The sequence below is a fragment of the Erwinia sp. MYb416 genome (assembly GCF_037479575.1).
GTDB classification, from domain to species: domain Bacteria; phylum Pseudomonadota; class Gammaproteobacteria; order Enterobacterales; family Enterobacteriaceae; genus Erwinia; species Erwinia rhapontici.
Map to the genome: position 1 here is coordinate 77,573 of NZ_JBBGYT010000419.1, position 17,449 is coordinate 95,021.

General features: G+C 53.4%; 16 protein-coding genes and 1 pseudogene. 10 read left to right on the forward strand and 7 right to left on the reverse strand.

Going from position 1 to position 17,449, the window contains the following annotated elements:
• Window positions 1-77 precede the first annotated feature (77 nt).
• The 4 genes from cysC to cysG are packed head-to-tail and all read right to left on the reverse strand — an operon-like array spanning window position 78 to window position 4,455.
• Window positions 78-683 carry an adenylyl-sulfate kinase gene (gene cysC, locus WH277_RS06060; protein WP_133846029.1) on the reverse strand — a complete coding sequence of 202 codons (606 nt, stop codon included), beginning with the start codon at window positions 681-683 and terminating at the stop codon, window positions 78-80.
• 1 nt (window position 684) lies between these two features.
• Window positions 685-2,112 carry a sulfate adenylyltransferase subunit CysN gene (gene cysN / locus WH277_RS06065; protein ID WP_133846030.1) on the reverse strand — a complete coding sequence of 476 codons (1,428 nt, stop codon included), beginning with the start codon at window positions 2,110-2,112 and terminating at the stop codon, window positions 685-687.
• Window positions 2,113-2,121: 9 nt separating this feature from the next.
• Window positions 2,122-3,030 (reverse strand): sulfate adenylyltransferase subunit CysD, encoded by a 909-nt coding sequence (gene cysD / locus WH277_RS06070; protein ID WP_133846031.1) that lies wholly within the window; start codon window positions 3,028-3,030, stop codon window positions 2,122-2,124.
• Between the two features lie 9 nt (window positions 3,031-3,039).
• On the reverse strand, window positions 3,040-4,455 hold the full coding sequence (gene cysG, locus WH277_RS06075) for a siroheme synthase CysG (protein ID WP_133846032.1): 1,416 nt from the start codon (window positions 4,453-4,455) through the stop codon (window positions 3,040-3,042).
• 399 nt (window positions 4,456-4,854) lie between these two features.
• Here cysG and WH277_RS06080 point away from each other — a divergent pair, with 399 nt between their 5' ends.
• The 5 genes and pseudogenes from WH277_RS06080 (at window position 4,855) to WH277_RS06100 (ending at window position 8,167) form a co-directional block, all read left to right on the forward strand.
• A complete protein-coding gene (locus WH277_RS06080) occupies window positions 4,855-5,838 on the forward strand; it encodes an aminopeptidase (protein ID WP_339504987.1) in 984 nt (327 codons plus the stop codon).
• Between the two features lie 16 nt (window positions 5,839-5,854).
• A complete protein-coding gene (locus tag WH277_RS06085; RefSeq protein ID WP_159337947.1) occupies window positions 5,855-6,139 on the forward strand; it encodes a YciI family protein in 285 nt (94 codons plus the stop codon).
• Between the two features lie 494 nt (window positions 6,140-6,633).
• Window positions 6,634-7,115, forward strand: a pseudogene (locus WH277_RS06090) (Hcp family type VI secretion system effector).
• A gap of 45 nt (window positions 7,116-7,160) precedes the next feature.
• Complete coding sequence (locus WH277_RS06095) at window positions 7,161-7,775, forward strand: peptidoglycan recognition protein family protein (protein ID WP_159337945.1); 615 nt, start codon at window positions 7,161-7,163, stop codon at window positions 7,773-7,775.
• 59 nt (window positions 7,776-7,834) lie between these two features.
• Complete coding sequence (locus WH277_RS06100; protein WP_159337944.1) at window positions 7,835-8,167, forward strand: hypothetical protein; 333 nt, start codon at window positions 7,835-7,837, stop codon at window positions 8,165-8,167.
• Window positions 8,168-8,509: 342 nt separating this feature from the next.
• Here the strand turns inward: WH277_RS06100 and WH277_RS06105 are convergent, their stop codons facing one another.
• From WH277_RS06105 to cysJ, 3 genes are read right to left on the reverse strand one after another with little or no spacing between them, the layout of a single operon-like run.
• Window positions 8,510-9,241 carry a phosphoadenylyl-sulfate reductase gene (locus WH277_RS06105; RefSeq protein ID WP_133846036.1) on the reverse strand — a complete coding sequence of 244 codons (732 nt, stop codon included), beginning with the start codon at window positions 9,239-9,241 and terminating at the stop codon, window positions 8,510-8,512.
• Between the two features lie 12 nt (window positions 9,242-9,253).
• Window positions 9,254-10,969 (reverse strand): assimilatory sulfite reductase (NADPH) hemoprotein subunit, encoded by a 1,716-nt coding sequence (cysI, locus tag WH277_RS06110; RefSeq protein WP_133846037.1) that lies wholly within the window; start codon window positions 10,967-10,969, stop codon window positions 9,254-9,256.
• The gene (gene cysJ / locus WH277_RS06115) at window positions 10,969-12,771 is read right to left on the reverse strand and encodes an NADPH-dependent assimilatory sulfite reductase flavoprotein subunit (protein WP_339504992.1); all 1,803 of its coding nucleotides are present in this window, start codon (window positions 12,769-12,771) and stop codon (window positions 10,969-10,971) included. Before cysJ ends, cysI begins: the two co-directional genes overlap by 1 nt.
• A 287-nt stretch (window positions 12,772-13,058) precedes the next feature.
• Between cysJ and queD the strand changes: the two genes are divergently transcribed.
• The 5 genes from queD (at window position 13,059) to WH277_RS06140 (ending at window position 17,406) form a co-directional block, all read left to right on the forward strand.
• Entirely contained in the window at window positions 13,059-13,418 is a 360-nt protein-coding gene (gene queD, locus WH277_RS06120) for a 6-carboxytetrahydropterin synthase QueD (protein ID WP_133846039.1), read from the forward strand.
• Between the two features lie 238 nt (window positions 13,419-13,656).
• Window positions 13,657-14,355, forward strand: a complete 699-nt coding sequence (locus WH277_RS06125; RefSeq protein ID WP_133846040.1) for an amino acid ABC transporter permease — start codon at window positions 13,657-13,659, stop codon at window positions 14,353-14,355.
• On the forward strand, window positions 14,333-15,100 hold the full coding sequence (locus tag WH277_RS06130) for an amino acid ABC transporter ATP-binding protein (RefSeq protein ID WP_133846041.1): 768 nt from the start codon (window positions 14,333-14,335) through the stop codon (window positions 15,098-15,100). Before WH277_RS06125 ends, WH277_RS06130 begins: the two co-directional genes overlap by 23 nt.
• A 38-nt stretch (window positions 15,101-15,138) precedes the next feature.
• Window positions 15,139-15,912 carry an amino acid ABC transporter substrate-binding protein gene (locus tag WH277_RS06135; RefSeq protein WP_171149564.1) on the forward strand — a complete coding sequence of 258 codons (774 nt, stop codon included), beginning with the start codon at window positions 15,139-15,141 and terminating at the stop codon, window positions 15,910-15,912.
• A gap of 72 nt (window positions 15,913-15,984) precedes the next feature.
• The gene (locus tag WH277_RS06140; RefSeq protein ID WP_339504994.1) at window positions 15,985-17,406 is read left to right on the forward strand and encodes an ABC transporter substrate-binding protein; all 1,422 of its coding nucleotides are present in this window, start codon (window positions 15,985-15,987) and stop codon (window positions 17,404-17,406) included.
• The last annotated feature ends 43 nt before the right edge of the window (window positions 17,407-17,449 follow it).

Here is a 17,449-nt window from a genome sequence, read left to right on the forward strand (position 1 = left end):
TCCCGTTGATGCTTAGGCGGAGGCCAAACTGCCTCCGCCTGATAACTGCCCGCAAACGGGCGTTAGCCGAAGCTCTCTCAGGGTTTGATAATATCTCGCTGGCGCAGCACGTCTAATAACTGGCGGGTTAAATGTGTTACCAATTGTTCACCATCCAGATGAATATCCGCTCGTTCAGGGGCTTCATACACTGCATCGATACCGGTGAAATTTCGCAGCTCCCCGGCTCGGGCTTTTTTGTATAACCCCTTCGGATCGCGTACTTCACAGATAGCCAGCGGCGTGTCGACAAAGACTTCAATAAAACGCCCTTCCCCGACCATGTCGCGCACCATCTGACGCTCGGCACGATGAGGGGAGATAAAGGCGGTTAATACCACCAGCCCGGCATCCACCATCAGCTTCGCCACCTCACCGACGCGGCGAATATTCTCTTTACGATCGTCATCACTGAAGCCGAGATCGCGGCACAGGCCGTGACGCACATTATCCCCGTCCAGCAGATAGCTGCTGACGTTCAACCGATGCAGTGCCTGCTCCAGCGCGCCAGCGACGGTGGATTTACCGGAACCTGACAGCCCGGTAAACCACAGCACTACGCCCTGATGACCATGCTGCTGCTCACGCTGTTCCCGGCTGACCGGATGCGCGTGCCACACCACATTTTCATCATGCTGCGCCATATTACTTACCGCCCAGCAGGTCGCGTGCATTCCAGTGTGGGAAATGACGACGCACCAGTGCATTCAGTTCCAGTTCAAAGGCGCTGAAATCACCGCTGCTCTGTTGCACATCGTCCAGCGGCTGACGGATCATACCCGCGCCAACGGTCACGTTGCTCAGGCGATCGATAAAGATCATCCCGCCGGTCACCGGGTTTTGCTGGTACGGATCCAGCACCATTGGCTCATCGAAGATCAGATCCACCAGCCCGATACCGTTCAGCGGCAATTCATCGGTGTTGTGCTGCGTCAGGTTGTTGATCTCCACCTGATGCTGAATGCGCTCCACGCGCGCACGGGTTTTCTTCCCGGCAATTTTCACGTCGAAACTCTGGCCCGGCACCAGCGGTTTTTCCGCCATCCAGACCACATCCACTGCCGCAGCCTGCACCGGCGTCAGGTCAGCATCCGCGGCCACCAGCAGGTCGCCACGACTGATATCAATTTCGTCTTTCAGCACCAGAGTAATCGCTTCCCCGGCGGCAGCCTGCTCCAGATCGCCATCGAACGTCACGATGCGCGCAACGGCAGACTCCACGCCAGATGGCAGCACTTTCACCCGCTGTCCGACCTGAATAATGCCGGAGGCCAGCGTCCCGGCGTAGCCGCGGAAGTCGAGGTTCGGGCGGTTAACATACTGTACCGGGAAGCGCATTGGCTGCTGCTCCACCACGCGTTGTACATCCACGGTTTCCAGAACGTCCAGCAGCGTTGGGCCGCTGTACCAGTTCATCGCGTCGCTCGGGGAGGCGACGTTTTCGCCCTCCAGCGCCGACAGCGGCACAAAGCGGATATCAAGATCGCCTGGCAACTGCCCGGCAAAATCCAGGTAATCCTGTTTGATCTGCTCGAAGGTCTCCTGGCTGTACTCCACCAGATCCATCTTGTTGATGGCGACGATCAGATGCTTGATACCCAGCAGAGTGGAGATAAAGCTGTGGCGACGGGTCTGATCGAGCACGCCTTTGCGCGCATCGATCAGCAGGATCGCCAGATCGCAGGTTGAAGCGCCGGTCGCCATGTTGCGCGTGTACTGCTCATGGCCCGGCGTGTCGGCGATAATGAATTTACGCTTCTCGGTGGAGAAGTAGCGATAGGCCACGTCAATGGTAATGCCCTGCTCACGTTCAGCCTGTAAACCATCAACCAGCAGCGCGAGATCCAGTTTTTCGCCCTGGGTGCCATGACGTTTACTGTCGTTGTGCAGTGACGAGAGCTGATCTTCGTAAATCTGACGTGTGTCGTGCAGCAGACGCCCAATCAGCGTACTTTTGCCATCGTCCACGCTGCCGCAGGTAAGAAAGCGCAGCAGGCTTTTATGTTGCTGGGTGTGCAGCCAGGCTTCCACGCCGCCCTGGTCGGCAATCTGTTGTGCAATTACTGTATTCATGACGGTTCCTTAGAAGTAGCCCTGGCGTTTTTTCAGCTCCATTGAGCCGGCCTGATCGCGGTCAATCATGCGCCCCTGGCGCTCACTGGTGGTGGAAACCAGCATCTCTTCGATGATCCCAGGCAGCGTTTGCGCTTCGGACTCGACGGCGCCGGTCAGTGGCCAGCAGCCGAGGGTACGGAAACGCACCATACGTTGCTCGATCACTTCGCCCGGTTGCAGGTCAATGCGATCGTCGTCGATCATCATCAGCATACCGTCACGCTCCAGCACCGGGCGTTCCGCGGCCAGATACAGTGGCACAATCTCGATATTTTCCAGGAAGATGTACTGCCAGATATCCAGCTCTGTCCAGTTGGACAGCGGGAAAACACGGATGCTTTCGCCTTTGTTAATCTGACCGTTATAGTTGTGCCAAAGCTCAGGCCGCTGATTTTTCGGGTCCCAGCGATGAAAGCGGTCACGGAAGGAATAAATGCGCTCTTTCGCACGAGATTTCTCTTCATCACGGCGTGCGCCACCGAAGGCCGCATCAAAACCGTACTTATTCAGCGCCTGCTTCAGCCCTTCAGTTTTCATAATGTCGGTGTGTTTGGCACTGCCGTGAACGAACGGGTTAATGCCCATCGCCACGCCTTCCGGATTGCGGTGGATCAGCAGCTCTGCACCAATATTTTTCACCATGCGATCGCGGAATTCGTACATTTCGCGGAATTTCCAGCCAGTATCAACATGCAGCAGCGGGAACGGCAGTGTTCCCGGATAGAAGGCTTTACGCGCCAGGTGCAGCATCACCGATGAGTCTTTGCCGATAGAGTACATCATCACCGGGTTGCCGAACTCTGCGGCCACTTCGCGGATAATATGGATGCTTTCCGCCTCCAGTTGACGCAGATGAGTGAGTCGTTTCTGATCCATATCTTTTCCTCAAGCCAAATTCACAACAGGGGACTCGCGTCCGTCCTGCTGCGCTGAATGTTGAAACCATGCCAACTCGTCATGCAGTTTGACCACTTCGCCAATCACTAACAGCGCCGGAGTTGGGGCGTTTCGTGCCAGTTCTTCAAGTTGTTGTAAGGTCCCGGTCAGTACCTGCTGATCCTGACGGGTGCCGCGGCTAATCACCGCAGCCGGGGTGGCCGGATCGCGCCCGTGCGCCATCAGTTGGCTGGCAATGTCGCCTGCCGCCATGGCCCCCATATAAATAGCCAGCGTCTGACGTGAACGGGCCAGCGATGGCCAGTCGGTGCCGTTGCCATCCGCACGGCATTGTCCGGTGACGAACAGAACGCTTTGTGCATGGTCACGGTGAGTCAGTGGGATGCCCGCGTAGGCGGTCGCCCCTGCTGCTGCGGTCACGCCCGGCACCACCTGGAAGGGAATGCCAGCGGCCACGGCGGCCTGAAGCTCTTCGCCCCCCCGGCCAAAGATAAACGGGTCACCGCCCTTCAGGCGCACAACGCGTTTGCCCTGCTTCGCCAGTTTTACCAGCAGGCGGTTGGTTTCCTCCTGCGGAACACTGTGGGCGTTAGCGCGCTTACCCACGCAGATGCGGTCAGCATCGCGGCGCACTAAATCCAGAATTTCATCGCTGACCAGATGGTCATACAGCACCACATCAGCCAGTTGCATCACCTGCAAGCCACGCAGGGTCAGCAGGCCACTGTCGCCAGGCCCGGCACCCACCAGAATAATCTCTCCCTGCGGGGCTTCCGGGTCAGTCAACTGCTGGTCCAGCGTGCGTTTAGCCCCTTCAAGATTGCCGGAGGCGACCTGATTGGCGAATAAGCCGTTGAAGGCTTTTTCCCAAAAACGGCGGCGGTCGGACATCTTGTTGAAGCGGGCTTTCACCTTCCCGCGCCACTGGCCGGCAATATGCGCCATCTGTCCCAGGTTCGCAGGCAGCAGCGATTCCAGTTTTTCACGCAGCAGGCGTGCCAGTACGGGCGCAGTGCCGCTGGAGGAGATCGCGACCACCAGCGGGGAACGATCAACAATAGAAGGAAAAATAAAGGAGCATTTTGGCTGGTCATCAACCACGTTGGCCAGCAGACGGCGCGCAGTGGCATCCAGATAGACCTGACCATTGAGTTCGCCATCATCGGTGGCGGCAATCACCAGGAACACCTGATCAAGCTGAGTGGCCTGATAATCCTTTGCCAGCCATTCGATACTGCCGCTGTCATGCAATGCGGCCAGTTCTTCACACAGATGGTGTGACACGACCAGCACATGCGCACCGGCGCGGCGCAGCAGTTCGATTTTGCGTGCAGCGACATCGCCACCGCCAACCACCAGCACCGGCTTGTGTCTGATATCAGCAAAAAGAGGGAGATAATCCACGTGAACCCTGTCTATATCACTATTGTTAAGGGGACTATACGTCCCGCGCTTAAGGCTTATGAAATTACTAATTGGAATGAGTAGTTACCGAATGGAATAACGCCCCGGTAAAGCTGAGAACAAAATGTGCTTAACAGATGATATTTCGCACCTTTCAGAGAGATTAAAATTGTTTAACGGCCGTCACAATTTCATACTAACTGCGCAAAAATTTTCGTACGTATCGTCACTGACGACGTATCAATGCCTAAATGATTAGGCGTAATTGTCGCAGCCAGTTTGGACCCGGACAGCGCTCAATCCCGCAGCGTACACGCAGTACGTGAGGATTTTGAGCACTGCCCAGGTTCAAAATGGCAAGTAAAATAGCCTGATGCGACAGGTTTTAAGGAATGATCCATGGTAACCCTTCTGCGCCAGGGGATGCTGGCAGCACTGCTCATTTGCGGCATCAATTTCAGTACGAATGCCGTCAGTATAAAGACAGGCAGTATCGCCGAACAGCAACTGCGGCATATTGCCACCTATTTTCCCGGCAGAATGGCGGGCAGCCCGGCGGATATGCTGACCGCCGATTATCTGCAGCAGCAGTTCACCCAGCTTGGCTATCACAGCAACCAGCGTCGTTTCACCACGCGTTATGCCTATCAACATCAGAGCGGTGATGTGACATGGCGCAACGTCAATGCAACCTCGGTGATTGCGGCGCGGCAAGGCCAGGTCGCACAGCAGATTGTGATTATCGCCCACAGCGACAGCTGGACGCCGCACAATGATAGCGAGATGCAAAATAACCTCGGTGGTCTCACCAATCAGGGCGTGGATGATAATGCCTCCGGCCTCGGGGTGATGCTGGAACTGGCACAGCGGCTCAGTAGTCAGCCACAGCATTACAGTTTGCGTTTCGTTGCCCTGAGCGGCGAAGAGATTGGTCATCAGGGCAGCGAAGACTACCTTTCGCGTATGACCCCCGAAGAGAAACACAATACGCTGCTGGTAATTAATCTCGACAGCCTGATTATCGGCAGCCATCTGACGTTTACCAGCGGCAGCAAAACCCCCAAAGCCGTGGCCCGGCAGACGCGCGATCGCGCCATGACACTGGCCCGTCATCTGGGCATCAAAAGTTCGGCGCAGACAGCGAGTGAAGAGACCCCCTTCGACCGCGCCGGCTTCCCGCTGCTGTCGGTCAACGCCAGCGATGCGCCATCCGGCAAGCTGCCGCGTAGTATCGCCCAGCACTTCCCTGTTGCGCTGCGCCATCAGGCACAGCGTGATAATCTGACCTATATTGACCGCTGGTTACCGGGGCGTATCACCCACCGTGCACATGATTCGGTGGCGGTGCTGCTGCCCTTGATTCGCGAACTGGCTAATCCTTAATGTTTTGGAGTGATGAATGTATATCGTCTTTCTGACCTACACCCGTCCCATGGAAGAAGTGGAAGCGCTGCTGGAACCTCACGTTGCCTGGATTAATCGTTACTTTACCGCCGGGGCCTTTATCAGCGCCGGGCGTAAAGATCCGCGCACCGGCGGCATGATCATGGTGAAAGAAATGGACAGAAAGCAGCTGGACGTTATCCTGGCGGAAGATCCGTTCCAGAAAGTCGCCAGCTACGAAGTGACAAAAGTGAATATCACCCGCTCTGCGGATAAGTTTGCGGCACTGACCGGGATTTGATGGTCCCGATACCAACAGCTACCCCGCTTTAATACAGAGCACCGGTGACCGCAATGGGCAGAACGCCAGGACGCCGTAAACCCTTCCCTGGGGGCTTCGCTGCGGCATCCATGCCGCAGAGACCTGGCTAACCTGTCCCATCACGTTCACCTCTCTGGCAACAGCATCGCGGCCAGAAAAGGCGAAAATCCCACGGAAGGATACGTCAATTTCAAGTAGTCGCTGTGATCCTCGGCCTGGCAACGACAGCCGTTCAGCCCGCAATGGCCATTTTTGGCTGTGATCATTTTGGTGGTGCTGATTATGGGGATAGTACAATCCTGAATGCGATCGCGCCGAGACTTCTGATAATCCAGGTAAATTCACTACTGATGTTGCAGCAGATAACTGATAGGGTCCCCATTTCTTTTATGGGGCCTTTTAGGCTTCGCTTGCGGCACCATAACAGAGGAAGGCAGCACGTTATCACTGAATGCCCATAACAAGGAGAATGTATGGCTCAGGATATGTTTATAAAAATCAATGGCGTTGAAGGTGAGTCACTGGATTTTTCTCATAAAGGGGAAATCGAAGTCTTGAGGTGGAACTGGTCAGTCGCTCAGCCAGCTAATATGCACTCTGGAAGTGGCGGAGGTGCAGGAAAATCAACCGTACACGATTTATATTTCAAACATTACATTGATAGATCCTCGACAAATCTCATTCAATATTGCCTGACGGGAAAACATATCCCGGAGGCTGTTCTGACCGTCAGAAAAGCCGGTGGTTCTCCATTAGACTTCTTAAAAATAACATTGCAAGAACTGATTATTACTTGTGTCGAGCCGATTGGCATGGTCCATATGCCAATACCAATAGAGAAAGTAGGCCTTTTTTTTCAAGAGTGAAATTCGAATACTTACCACAGAGTGCAGAGGGGAAGATAATGGGCATGGTAGCAATGGGTTATGACATTAAAGCTAACGCGACTATTTAGATCCTAATGGGATAGGCTCTTAGTGCATTTATAAAGGAAGATAATATGTATATAGATGAAGACGGTTATATTTATGATGACCGCATCGAGAGAAAGATATTTAAAACGATTGAGAGAGGGAGTCTCGATAGCGTTAATGGTATTGTCGTGCATCAAACTGATAGTTCGTCAGCTCAAAGTACTTTTAACAGTTATGCCAACAAGGCTGCTAATGGAGCACATTTTCTAATAGATAAAGATGGCAAGGTTTATCAAACAGCGTCGTTATTTAAAACAACCTGGCATGTTGGTTTGATGCAATCTAAATGCTTCTTAAAAAAAACATGTCAACCTACCGAAGTTCGTTTAATAGCATTGCACACTAAAAAATTTTGGGAACGAAAAATATCCAAGGAAATATCTGATATAGAAAGAGAAAAGAACTTCCCGGAGCGTTTTCCAAATAACACCGATAGCATAGGCATTGAAATAGTTGGAAAGGCCGCAGGCCCTAAAGGTAATGAAGTTTACGAGACTGTTACAGATAAGCAGAACGAGTCTCTTAAATGGCTCGTTGCAGAGCTTACTTCAACATTTAACGTTCCTATGACTGAAATCCATAGACATCCCAATGTAGGCAGAAAAAACAACACGGAAGCGAGTACAGCAAAATGGGAATAAAAAAAAATTTATTCTACCCCCTGCTATTTTTAACTTTATACACTCATGCGGGCAGGGAGGTGGATCATATTGAAATATTAGAGGGTGGTCACTATGCTTCTAGTGTTGAAGATACAGAGGGATATTCTAAATGGTGTAAGCTTTTCAACCCCACAAAAAAGGAATTAATCGATTACTTTGCCAAGGCCAGGGAGGACGAATTTGGCGTAGGATGGGTTCACGAATACTACTCTCCTTGTATCGCTTCTGGCACTGTTACATTTAAAGATGGATCTTATGGGGTTTGGGGACTGCACGATAGCGGCCTTGGCTCTGTATATTTTGAGGATAAAGTGAACGCAGGGAAGAAGAGGTTATTCCTTTATCTGAATAACAAATGGGAAGATGAATGAAAACTGTAAGTTTCCTGTCAAAAAATGAGGGGACAAACGGGATCGAATACAAGAAATGGGAATAAGAAAAGTGATTTTTTGGTTTTCATTACTTTTCCCTGTATTTGTTCAGGCGAGTAGAGAATTCACTCCAGTGGGCTTGGATGGGTGGACTTCACCCAAGGGAGTAGAAAATATTTCTACCACATCGATAATGAGTGGGAAGATTAAGCGAACCAGCAAAACAGGAATGGAAAAAATAAATTTTTATAGTCATCTTAACTGGCCGACCGGAAAAGAAGGTCGGCCACTACAGATGCTTAAAGAAACCCGGCCACGACGCTAATTTGGTAACAAGTAACACTACTCGTGCAGGCCGCACTCGCGCTTCAGGCCAAAGAAACGCGTCTCTTCTTCTGCCATCCCCGGTTCCCATTTACGCGTGGTGTGGGTATCCCCCACCGAGAGATAACCCTGCTCCCACAGCGGGTGGTAACTCAGGCCATGCTGTTGCAGATACTGATATACCTGACGATTATCCCAGTCGATGATCGGCAACAGCTTAAAGACGCCTTTCTTGATCGCCAGCACCGGCAAATGCGCCCGGCTCCCGGACTGATCGCGGCGCAGGCCGGCAAACCATGTCTGGGCGTTCAGGGTCTCCAGCGCACGGTTCATGGGTTCAACCTTGTTGATCTGGTTGTAACGCTCAATGCCCTCTACGCCCTGCTCCCACAGCTTGCCATAACGCGCTTCCTGCCACGCCGGGCTGTGCTCTGCGCGGAACACCTGTAAGTTGAGATCCAGCTTCTCCGTCAGTTGATCGATAAACTGATAGGTTTCTGGGAACAGATAGCCGGTATCCGTCAGGATCACCGGAATATCCGGCTTCTGACGCGCAACCAGATGCAGACTGACCGCCGCCTGAATGCCAAAACTGGAGGTCAGCACGGCCTCGCCCGGCAGGTTCTCCAGACCCCAGATCACCCGGTCTTCGGCAGACAGTTTATCCAGCGTGTTGTTGATTTCGGCGAGCGCCATGACGCGCTCCACCTTCGGTAATGCGTTCAGTGTCGTCAGATCGAGAACTGCCATATCACGCCTCCCTCATTCCCAGAAATCACGGGCCGGATCGAGTACCGGCCGGACGATCCCGGCACGGATGGTGAAATCACCGAAACCTTCGTCAGCTTCGCGCTCTTTCGCCCAACGGCCAACCAGCTCATCCAGCGTTGCCAGAATCTGCTCTTCATTGATGTTTTCACTGTGCATACGCGGAATGCGTGTACCCACGCGGTTACCGCCCAGATGCAGGTTGTAACGCCCCGGCGCCTTGCCGACCAGGCCCACCTCAGCCAGCAGCGCACGGCCACAGCCATTCGGGCAACCCGTTACGCGCAGGACAATATGCTCATCACCCACGCCGTGCTTATTCATGATGCCTTCAACACGCGTCACAAACTCTGGCAGGAAACGCTCCGCTTCAGCCATTGCCAGTGGGCAGGTCGGGAAGGCCACGCAGGCCATCGAGTTTTCACGCTGATGACTGACGTTTTCCATCAGACTGTGTGACACCGCAAGCTGTTCAATCTTCTCTTTCTCTGACTCCGGCACCCCGGCAACAATCAGGTTCTGATTCGCCGTCAGGCGGAAGTCGCCCTGATGGATCTTAGCGATCTCGGCCAGACCGGTTTTCAGCGGCCGGCCTGGGTAGTCCAGCAAACGACCATTTTCGATAAACAGCGTCAGGTGCCATTGATTATCAATGCCCTTAACCCAGCCAAAACGATCGCCACGTGTGGTGAATTCGTACGGACGGGTCGGCTCGAAGGTCAGCCCTGCACGGCGCTCCACCTCCGCTTTAAACACATCCGGGCCAACGCGCTCCAGCGTGTATTTAGTTTTTGCGTTCTTACGGTCGGTACGATTACCCCAGTCACGCTGAGTGGTGACGACGGCTTCGGCCACATCGAGAATTTTTTCCAGCGGCAGATAACCGAACTCACTGGCGGTGCGTGCGTAAGTGGCTTTATTCCCGTGGTCGATAGACAATCCGCCGCCCACCAACAGGTTAAAGCCCACCAGCTTGCCGTTCTCGGCAATCGCAATAAAGTTCAGGTCGTTGGCGTGCAAATCGACGTCATTATGCGGCGGCACCACTACGGTCGTTTTGAACTTACGCGGCAGATAGGTTTCACCCAGGATCGGCTCAACGTCAGTGGTGGCCACTTTTTCCTGATCCAGCCAGATTTCGGCGTAAGCGCGGGTCTGTGGCAGCAGATGCTCAGACAGCTTTTTGGCCCACTCGTACGCTTCCTGATGCAGTTCAGACTCAATCGGGTTTGAGCTGCACAGCACATTACGGTTCACGTCATTGGCGGTCGCCAGCGCATCCAGACCCACTTCATGCAGCATCTGATGCGCCGGTTTAACGTTGCCTTTCAGAATGCCGTGAAACTGGAAAGTCTGACGGTTGGTCAGACGAATACTGCCGTAAATCGTGTTATCGGTGGCGAACTTGTCGATCGCCAGCCACTGTTTCGGCGTCATGATACCGCCCGGCAAACGGCAGCGCAGCATCATCGCATGGCGTGCGTCCAGTTTCTGCTCTGTGCGTTCAGCACGGATATCACGGTCATCCTGCTGGTACATACCGTGGAAACGGATCAGCAGGAAGTTATCGCCGTTGAAGCCGCCGGTCAGCCCGTCGTGCAGGTCTTCGGCAATGCCACCACGCAGATAGTTACTCTGTTTTTTCAGGCGTTCAGCGTCGACCAGCTTGCCTTCGACCACCAACGGCCCTGGGTATTTTTCATTGCTCATTAGTACACATCTCGCTGATAACGGCGCTCAATGCGCAGCTCACTTAAAAATTCATCCGCCGTTTCGGTGTCCATTGCACCGAATTCGGCTACCACTTCCAGTAATGCCTGCTCAACGTCTTTAGCCATACGATTTGCATCGCCACAGACGTAAATGTGCGCGCCCTCTTCGATCCAGCGCCACAGTTCCGCACCTTTCGCACGGATTTTATCTTGTACGTACACTTTATGATCCTGGTCGCGGGACCAGGCTAAATCAATGTTTGTCAGCAAACCGTCTTTCACGTAACGCTGCCACTCAACCTGATACAGGAAGTCTTCGGTAAAGTGTGGATTACCGAAGAACAGCCAGTTTTTACCGCCAGCCCCTTCCGTATCACGCTGCTGCATAAAGGCGCGGAACGGTGCAATCCCGGTGCCCGGGCCAATCATAATCACCGGTGCATCCGGATTGGCTGGCAGACGGAAATTATCGTTGTGCTCAATGAAGACACGGATTTCTGCATCCTCCTCCAGACGATCAGCAAGATAGCTGGAAGCCCCGCCAGCACGCGCACGGCCTTCAATCTCAAAGCGCACAGCACCAACGGTGATATGCACTTCGGTTTCATTCTCAGCCTGCGAAGAAGCAATCGAATAGAGGCGCGGCGTCAGCGGACGCAGCAAGCCGAGTAACTGCTCAGCGTTCAGCTCAGTCGGGGCGTAACGCGCCATATCAACAATCGGCGTGTTCTGCGCGTAATGGTGAAGTTTGGCTTTCTCGTCAATCTGCGCCAGTAACGCTTCATTACGGGAAAGCTGGGCATACTGCTCGACGATCTGCGGGGTATTGACCGTCAGTTCATAATGTTTTTGCAGAGCCTCTGCCAGGGGTAACGTCTCGCCGTTCACGGTAACTGTCTCGTCGCCTTTCAGCCACAGCAGTTCAAGCAGCTCTTTGACTAACAGCGGGTCATTTTCGAACCATACGCCGAGTGCATCGCCCGGCTGATAACGCAACCCGGAATCACCCAGATCAATTTCAATATGGCGCACATCTTTATCGGAGTCACGGCCCGTGATTTTCTGATTGACCGCAAAGCTGGCGGTCAGCGGAGTTTCTTTGGTGTAGGGGCTGCTGTGAATTTCATTCACGCTACCTGTTGCCGCTGCGGCAATCTGACCCGCGCTGGTATCCGGCACACGAGCTTTAAGAACATCCACCACCTGCTTACGCCAGGCTTCGGCCTGTTGCGCGTACTCCACGTCAGCATCAACGCGATCGAGCAGACGCTCCCCGCCCAGTTCAGCCAGTTTGTTGTCAAAATCTTTTCCGGCCTGGCTGAAAAATTCGTAAGACGTATCCCCCAGACCAAACACCGCAAAGGCGCTGCCGTCCATTTTTGGCGCTTTCTTCGACATCAGGAATTTATGCAGCGCAACGGCTTCTTCCGGCGGCTCCCCCTCGCCCTGCGTGGAGGTCACCACGACCAATAGCTTCTCCTGCCCGATCTGCTTAAATTTATAGTCACCGGCATTCACCAGGTTAACGTTCAGTTTCACGGCCAGCAGGTCATCACGCAGCTGTTCAGAGAGACGGCGTGCATTCCCGGTTTGTGACGCAGAGAGAATAGTGACGGTTGGCACCTCAACCGCAGCGGGAGCGCTGGCGACTGCCGCACCCGGCGCCTGATTGACCATGCCCCAGAAATAACCGGAAAGCCACGCCATCTGGGTGGGGGAATAATCACCGGTGGCTGCCTGTAAGCGGGCAAGCTGGTCCGGATTTAACGGAAGCATGTTAGAGGGTGCCTGAGTCGTCATTGCGTTGAAAATTCCACAGTCAGAGATCTATTAACAACAGGGTAAGGGCAAGCATAATAACCCTTAAATAAGGGTTGGAAATAATTAATAACCAAAATGACTAAACGGTTTTTATGGTAAGCATTAGCGACAAAACAGGTTAATTATTTTCATATTATTCAATTAGTTAAAAACAACACCTTTAACAGGTATTTCCCTTTATCGCGTTTAGCCGGGAAACGGGTGCGAAAAAAGCTGTTTTCCGGTATCCTGCGGCGGTTTTATTGATAAAGACTGAGACTGTCACTATGGCGACTACGCTGTTTAAAGATTTTCAATTCGAAGCCGCGCACCATTTACCGAATGTGCCAGCAGGGCACAAATGCGGCCGCCTGCACGGGCATTCCTTTATGGTTCGTCTGGAAATTACTGGCGAAGTGGATGCGCATACGGGCTGGGTAATGGATTTTTCAGAGATCAAGGCGGCGTTCAAACCCGTTTATGATCGTCTGGACCATTATTATCTCAACGACATCCCTGGGCTTGAAAACCCGACCAGCGAAGTGCTGGCAGAGTGGATCTGGCAACAGATGAAGCCGGTTCTGCCACTGTTAAGCGCCGTACTGGTGAAAGAGACCTGCACCGCTGGCTGCGTCTATCGCGGTTGATTGCCAGACAGGCCTGTCAATCAGGCCTGCTTTTCTATACCCGTCATACTTCAAGCTGCCTTCATGCACCTCGAATTATTTTCGGTCTATATGCGTTTTTCAGAAAAGCTTATGAATTAAATATATATTCTTAGAGAATATATTATATCATTTCAAGATATAAGCGCTCCTTACACCACCGTGATATTCTCTCGCCACAGAACAAAAATCGATATTTATTTTTCAAGATGGGTGAACAATGCCAGCATGGCTTACGTTAGCAATTGATTCATTCTGGCCGATGCTGTACGCCGGTGTGACATTTACCATCCCTTTAACGCTGGTCTCTTTTGCACTGGGTTTATCGCTGGGTTTTATCGTTGCACTGGCACGATTATATGGGCCTAAGCCCCTGCAATATATTGTGCGATTTTATGTCTGGCTTATTCGTGGCACGCCATTATTGGTACAGCTCTTTCTGATTTTCTATGCACTTCCTGGCGTAGGCATTACGCTTGATGCTTTTCCGGCTGCGGTTATTGGCTTCACGCTGAATATTGGTGCCTATACTTCTGAAGTGATCCGCGCCACGTTGCTTTCTGTGCCAAAAGGTCAGTGGGAAGCGGCGCACTCCATCAGTATGAGCTGGGTTCAGGCACTGCGTCGCATCATTATTCCACAGGCTGCACGCATTGCCGTCCCGCCGTTATCCAATACCTTTATTTCGCTGGTCAAAGATACCTCTCTGGCCTCGGTCATTACCGTCCCTGAGATGTTTCTGGCCGCACAGCGTATTGCGGCCGTCACTTATCAGCCATTAATACTGTATACCGAAGCCGCCATTATTTATTTATTAATCAGTTCTGTTTTATCTGCATTACAGACCAGACTGGAAAATAAGCTCGCCAGCAATAGCACGGTAAAGGAAAGAGATAATGATAAAATTATCCAACATTGAAAAACAATTTGATGGCAATCCGGTTTTAAAGAATATCGACCTGACAATTAATGAAGGTAGCGTGACGGCACTGATCGGCCCTTCCGGTAGCGGCAAGAGCACATTATTACGCTGCATCAACCTGCTGGAAATACCGCAGGCGGGCGAGTTAACCATCGGTAACGAACATATTGTATTTTCCGGCAGCCAACGTGTTGCCCGAAAAGATATCCGTCGTATTTGCCAGCAAACCGGCATGGTATTCCAAAACTTTCAGCTGTTTCCCCATCTGACCGTCATTGAAAACATTATGGAAGGGTTGATTACCGTCCATAAACAGCATCCCGCTCAGGCTCGCGAACGTGCCGAAGCGCTGCTGAAGAAAGTGGGCATGACCCATAAGCGCGATGCCTGGCCTGCCACCCTGTCCGGTGGTCAGCAGCAGCGCGTGGCGATTGCCCGTGCACTGGCGCCGTCACCCAAGGTGCTGCTGTGTGATGAACCCACCTCGGCGCTGGACCCGGAGCTGTCGCTTGAAGTCGTTGCGGTGCTGAAGGATCTGGCAAAAGAAGGAATGACCATGCTGATGGCCACGCATGACCTGCGTCTGGCCGCCAATATTGCTAACCACGTGGTGTTTCTCGAAGCGGGGGAGATCGTGGAAACAGGAACCTCTCGCGATCTGTTTACCCGCGCCGAGAAACCCAGAACGAAAGCCTTTATCTCGACCCTGACCGATACCCTGCCCGATTCCTGGGAAATATAATTTAAGACCCCATCACAGACAGCATTCAGGAGTTTTTAATGAAAAAGATCGCAACGTTGTTATTGGCAGGCCTGGTCCAGCTGAGCTTCTCCTCTGCCGCACTGGCAGAAACTGATCTCGCTAAGATTCAGTCGGCTGGCGTGCTGAAAATCGGTACGGAAGGAACCTATCCACCGTTTACTTACCACGATGCTTCCGGCGCGTTAACCGGTTTTGATGTCGAGATCGGCCGCGAAGTGGCTAAACGCCTGAACGTGAAAGCGGAATTCGTGGAAGGGAAGTGGGATGGTCTGATCGCAGGGCTGGATGCCAGGCGTTATGAAGCAGTGATTAACCAGGTGTCTATCACTCCGGAGCGTCAGCAGAAATATGATTTCTCTGTACCCTACATCGCCTCAAAAGGCGTGCTGATTGTGCGCAGCGATAACACCAGTATCAAATCCTTCGAAGATTTGAAAGGCAAAAAATCAGCGCATACGCTGACCAGCAACTATGCACAGCTGGCACGCAGCTACGGTGCGGAGATTGTCGGCACCGACGGCTTTAACCAGTCGGTCGATCTGGTGGCCAGCGGCCGTGCCGATGCCACCATTAACGATAACCTGTCTTACCTCGACTTTAAAAAACACAAGCCGGACGCCAACGTGAAAATCGCTGCCACCCGTGCCGATGCCGAGCAGGAAGGTATTCTCATCCGTAAAGGTAACCCTGAGCTGAAAGCCGCCATTGATAAAGCCTTAGCTGAGATTAAAAGCGACGGGACTTATCAGCGCATTTCTCAGCACTATTTTGCCGCTGACGTTTCCAAATAACCCCCCTCTGTGACACTCCGCAGGGCTGCCAATGCCCTGCGGAGACGCTTCTCCTGCTGATGAGTGACTTCAATGACGATCTCCTCCACTGACCTGTTTACCGTCGTTCAGCCCACGGTGCCGCTTGCCGATCCGCATGTTCTGTCAGATATCCGTGACCGGCGCAGCATTATTGATGCGATCTTTGATGCGCTCGTCAGACGCAACGATGAGGGCGAGTTTATTCCATGGCTGGCGGAAAGCTGGTCAGTGGAGGACGACTGCCGACGCTGGCGCTTCCAGCTGCGCGCTGGCGTGCGTTGCCACAACGGGGCAATACTCACAGCCTTTGATGCCCAAGCCTCTCTGCTGCGCGCGCTCTCACCGGAGATGCCAGGCGAGCTGGGTACGCAGGGCGTGCTGCGCAGCTATTTACAGCATGCCACCGTGGCGGTGGCCGATAATGGCGCGCTGACGATCGACAACCCGGAACCTTTTGCTGATCTGCTGGATTTACTGGTGGATATTGCCATTGTTCCGGCAGACAGCCTGCACGCGCTGCCACAGCAGCCTATCGGCAGCGGTCCTTACCAGTTCGCAGAGCAGCAGCCAGGGCGTATAATCCTGCACGCCTTTGATGATCACTGGGCGGGTAAACCGCCAGCCGCCACGCTGGTGTGGCTGGCCGAGCCTGATGCCGTGCAACGCCAGGCGCTGTTCGCCCGTGGTGAGGCCGATCTGCTGGTGGACCCGCTGTTTGAGCCAGCTGGCGCGGAACACATCGTCAGCCAGCGTAGTTATCTGTGCATTATTTTTCTGCTGAACCTGTTTGAGGGTGCCACACAGGATGTTCGGGTCAGAAAGGCGCTGAATTATGCCGTTAATCGTCAGGCGATTATCGCGCATCCACAGATCGCTCAGGGCCACGCGTGCCCCTTAGCCGGGCCGTTAACGGCCCGCCACAGCGTTATTCCGCAGGATGTGCAGCCCTATCGCTACGATCCCAACGCAGCACGACAGCTGCTGGCAGACGCGGGCTATGCCTCAGGGCTGAAGCTGTCGCTGGCGCTCCCGGCACGCTTTCCCGATGAATCGATTGTGCTGGCCCGGCATATCGCGGAGGAACTTCAGGCGGTGGGTGTGACCGTCGATTTGACTATCTATGAAGACAGACCGGCCTATGCGCAGCGGGTACGCGATAAGCAGTTTGGCGATATTGCCTGCTTTGACTCCAGCCCGGCCAGCGGCTGGCGCATTTACCGTGAAAAACTGGATTCCCGCCAGCAGGGCCCGTGGTGGCAGGGGTATCACAGCGAGGCGCTCAATGCGCTGCTTGACCGTGCCGCCGCGACGGCTGATGGCGATCAACGTGCGGCAATCATGCGCCAGGCGTTTACTCAGGTTCACGATGACGCACCCTGGCTATTTTTGTATGCCCCGGATCATCGCTGGGCGCTGGGAGAGAAAGCCCGCGGCTGGCACCCCTGCGCAGAAGGTCGGGTCCGCATCCTCTGATACCCTAAGGTAGCTCACAATACCGAGCCACCTCCCCGGCCCC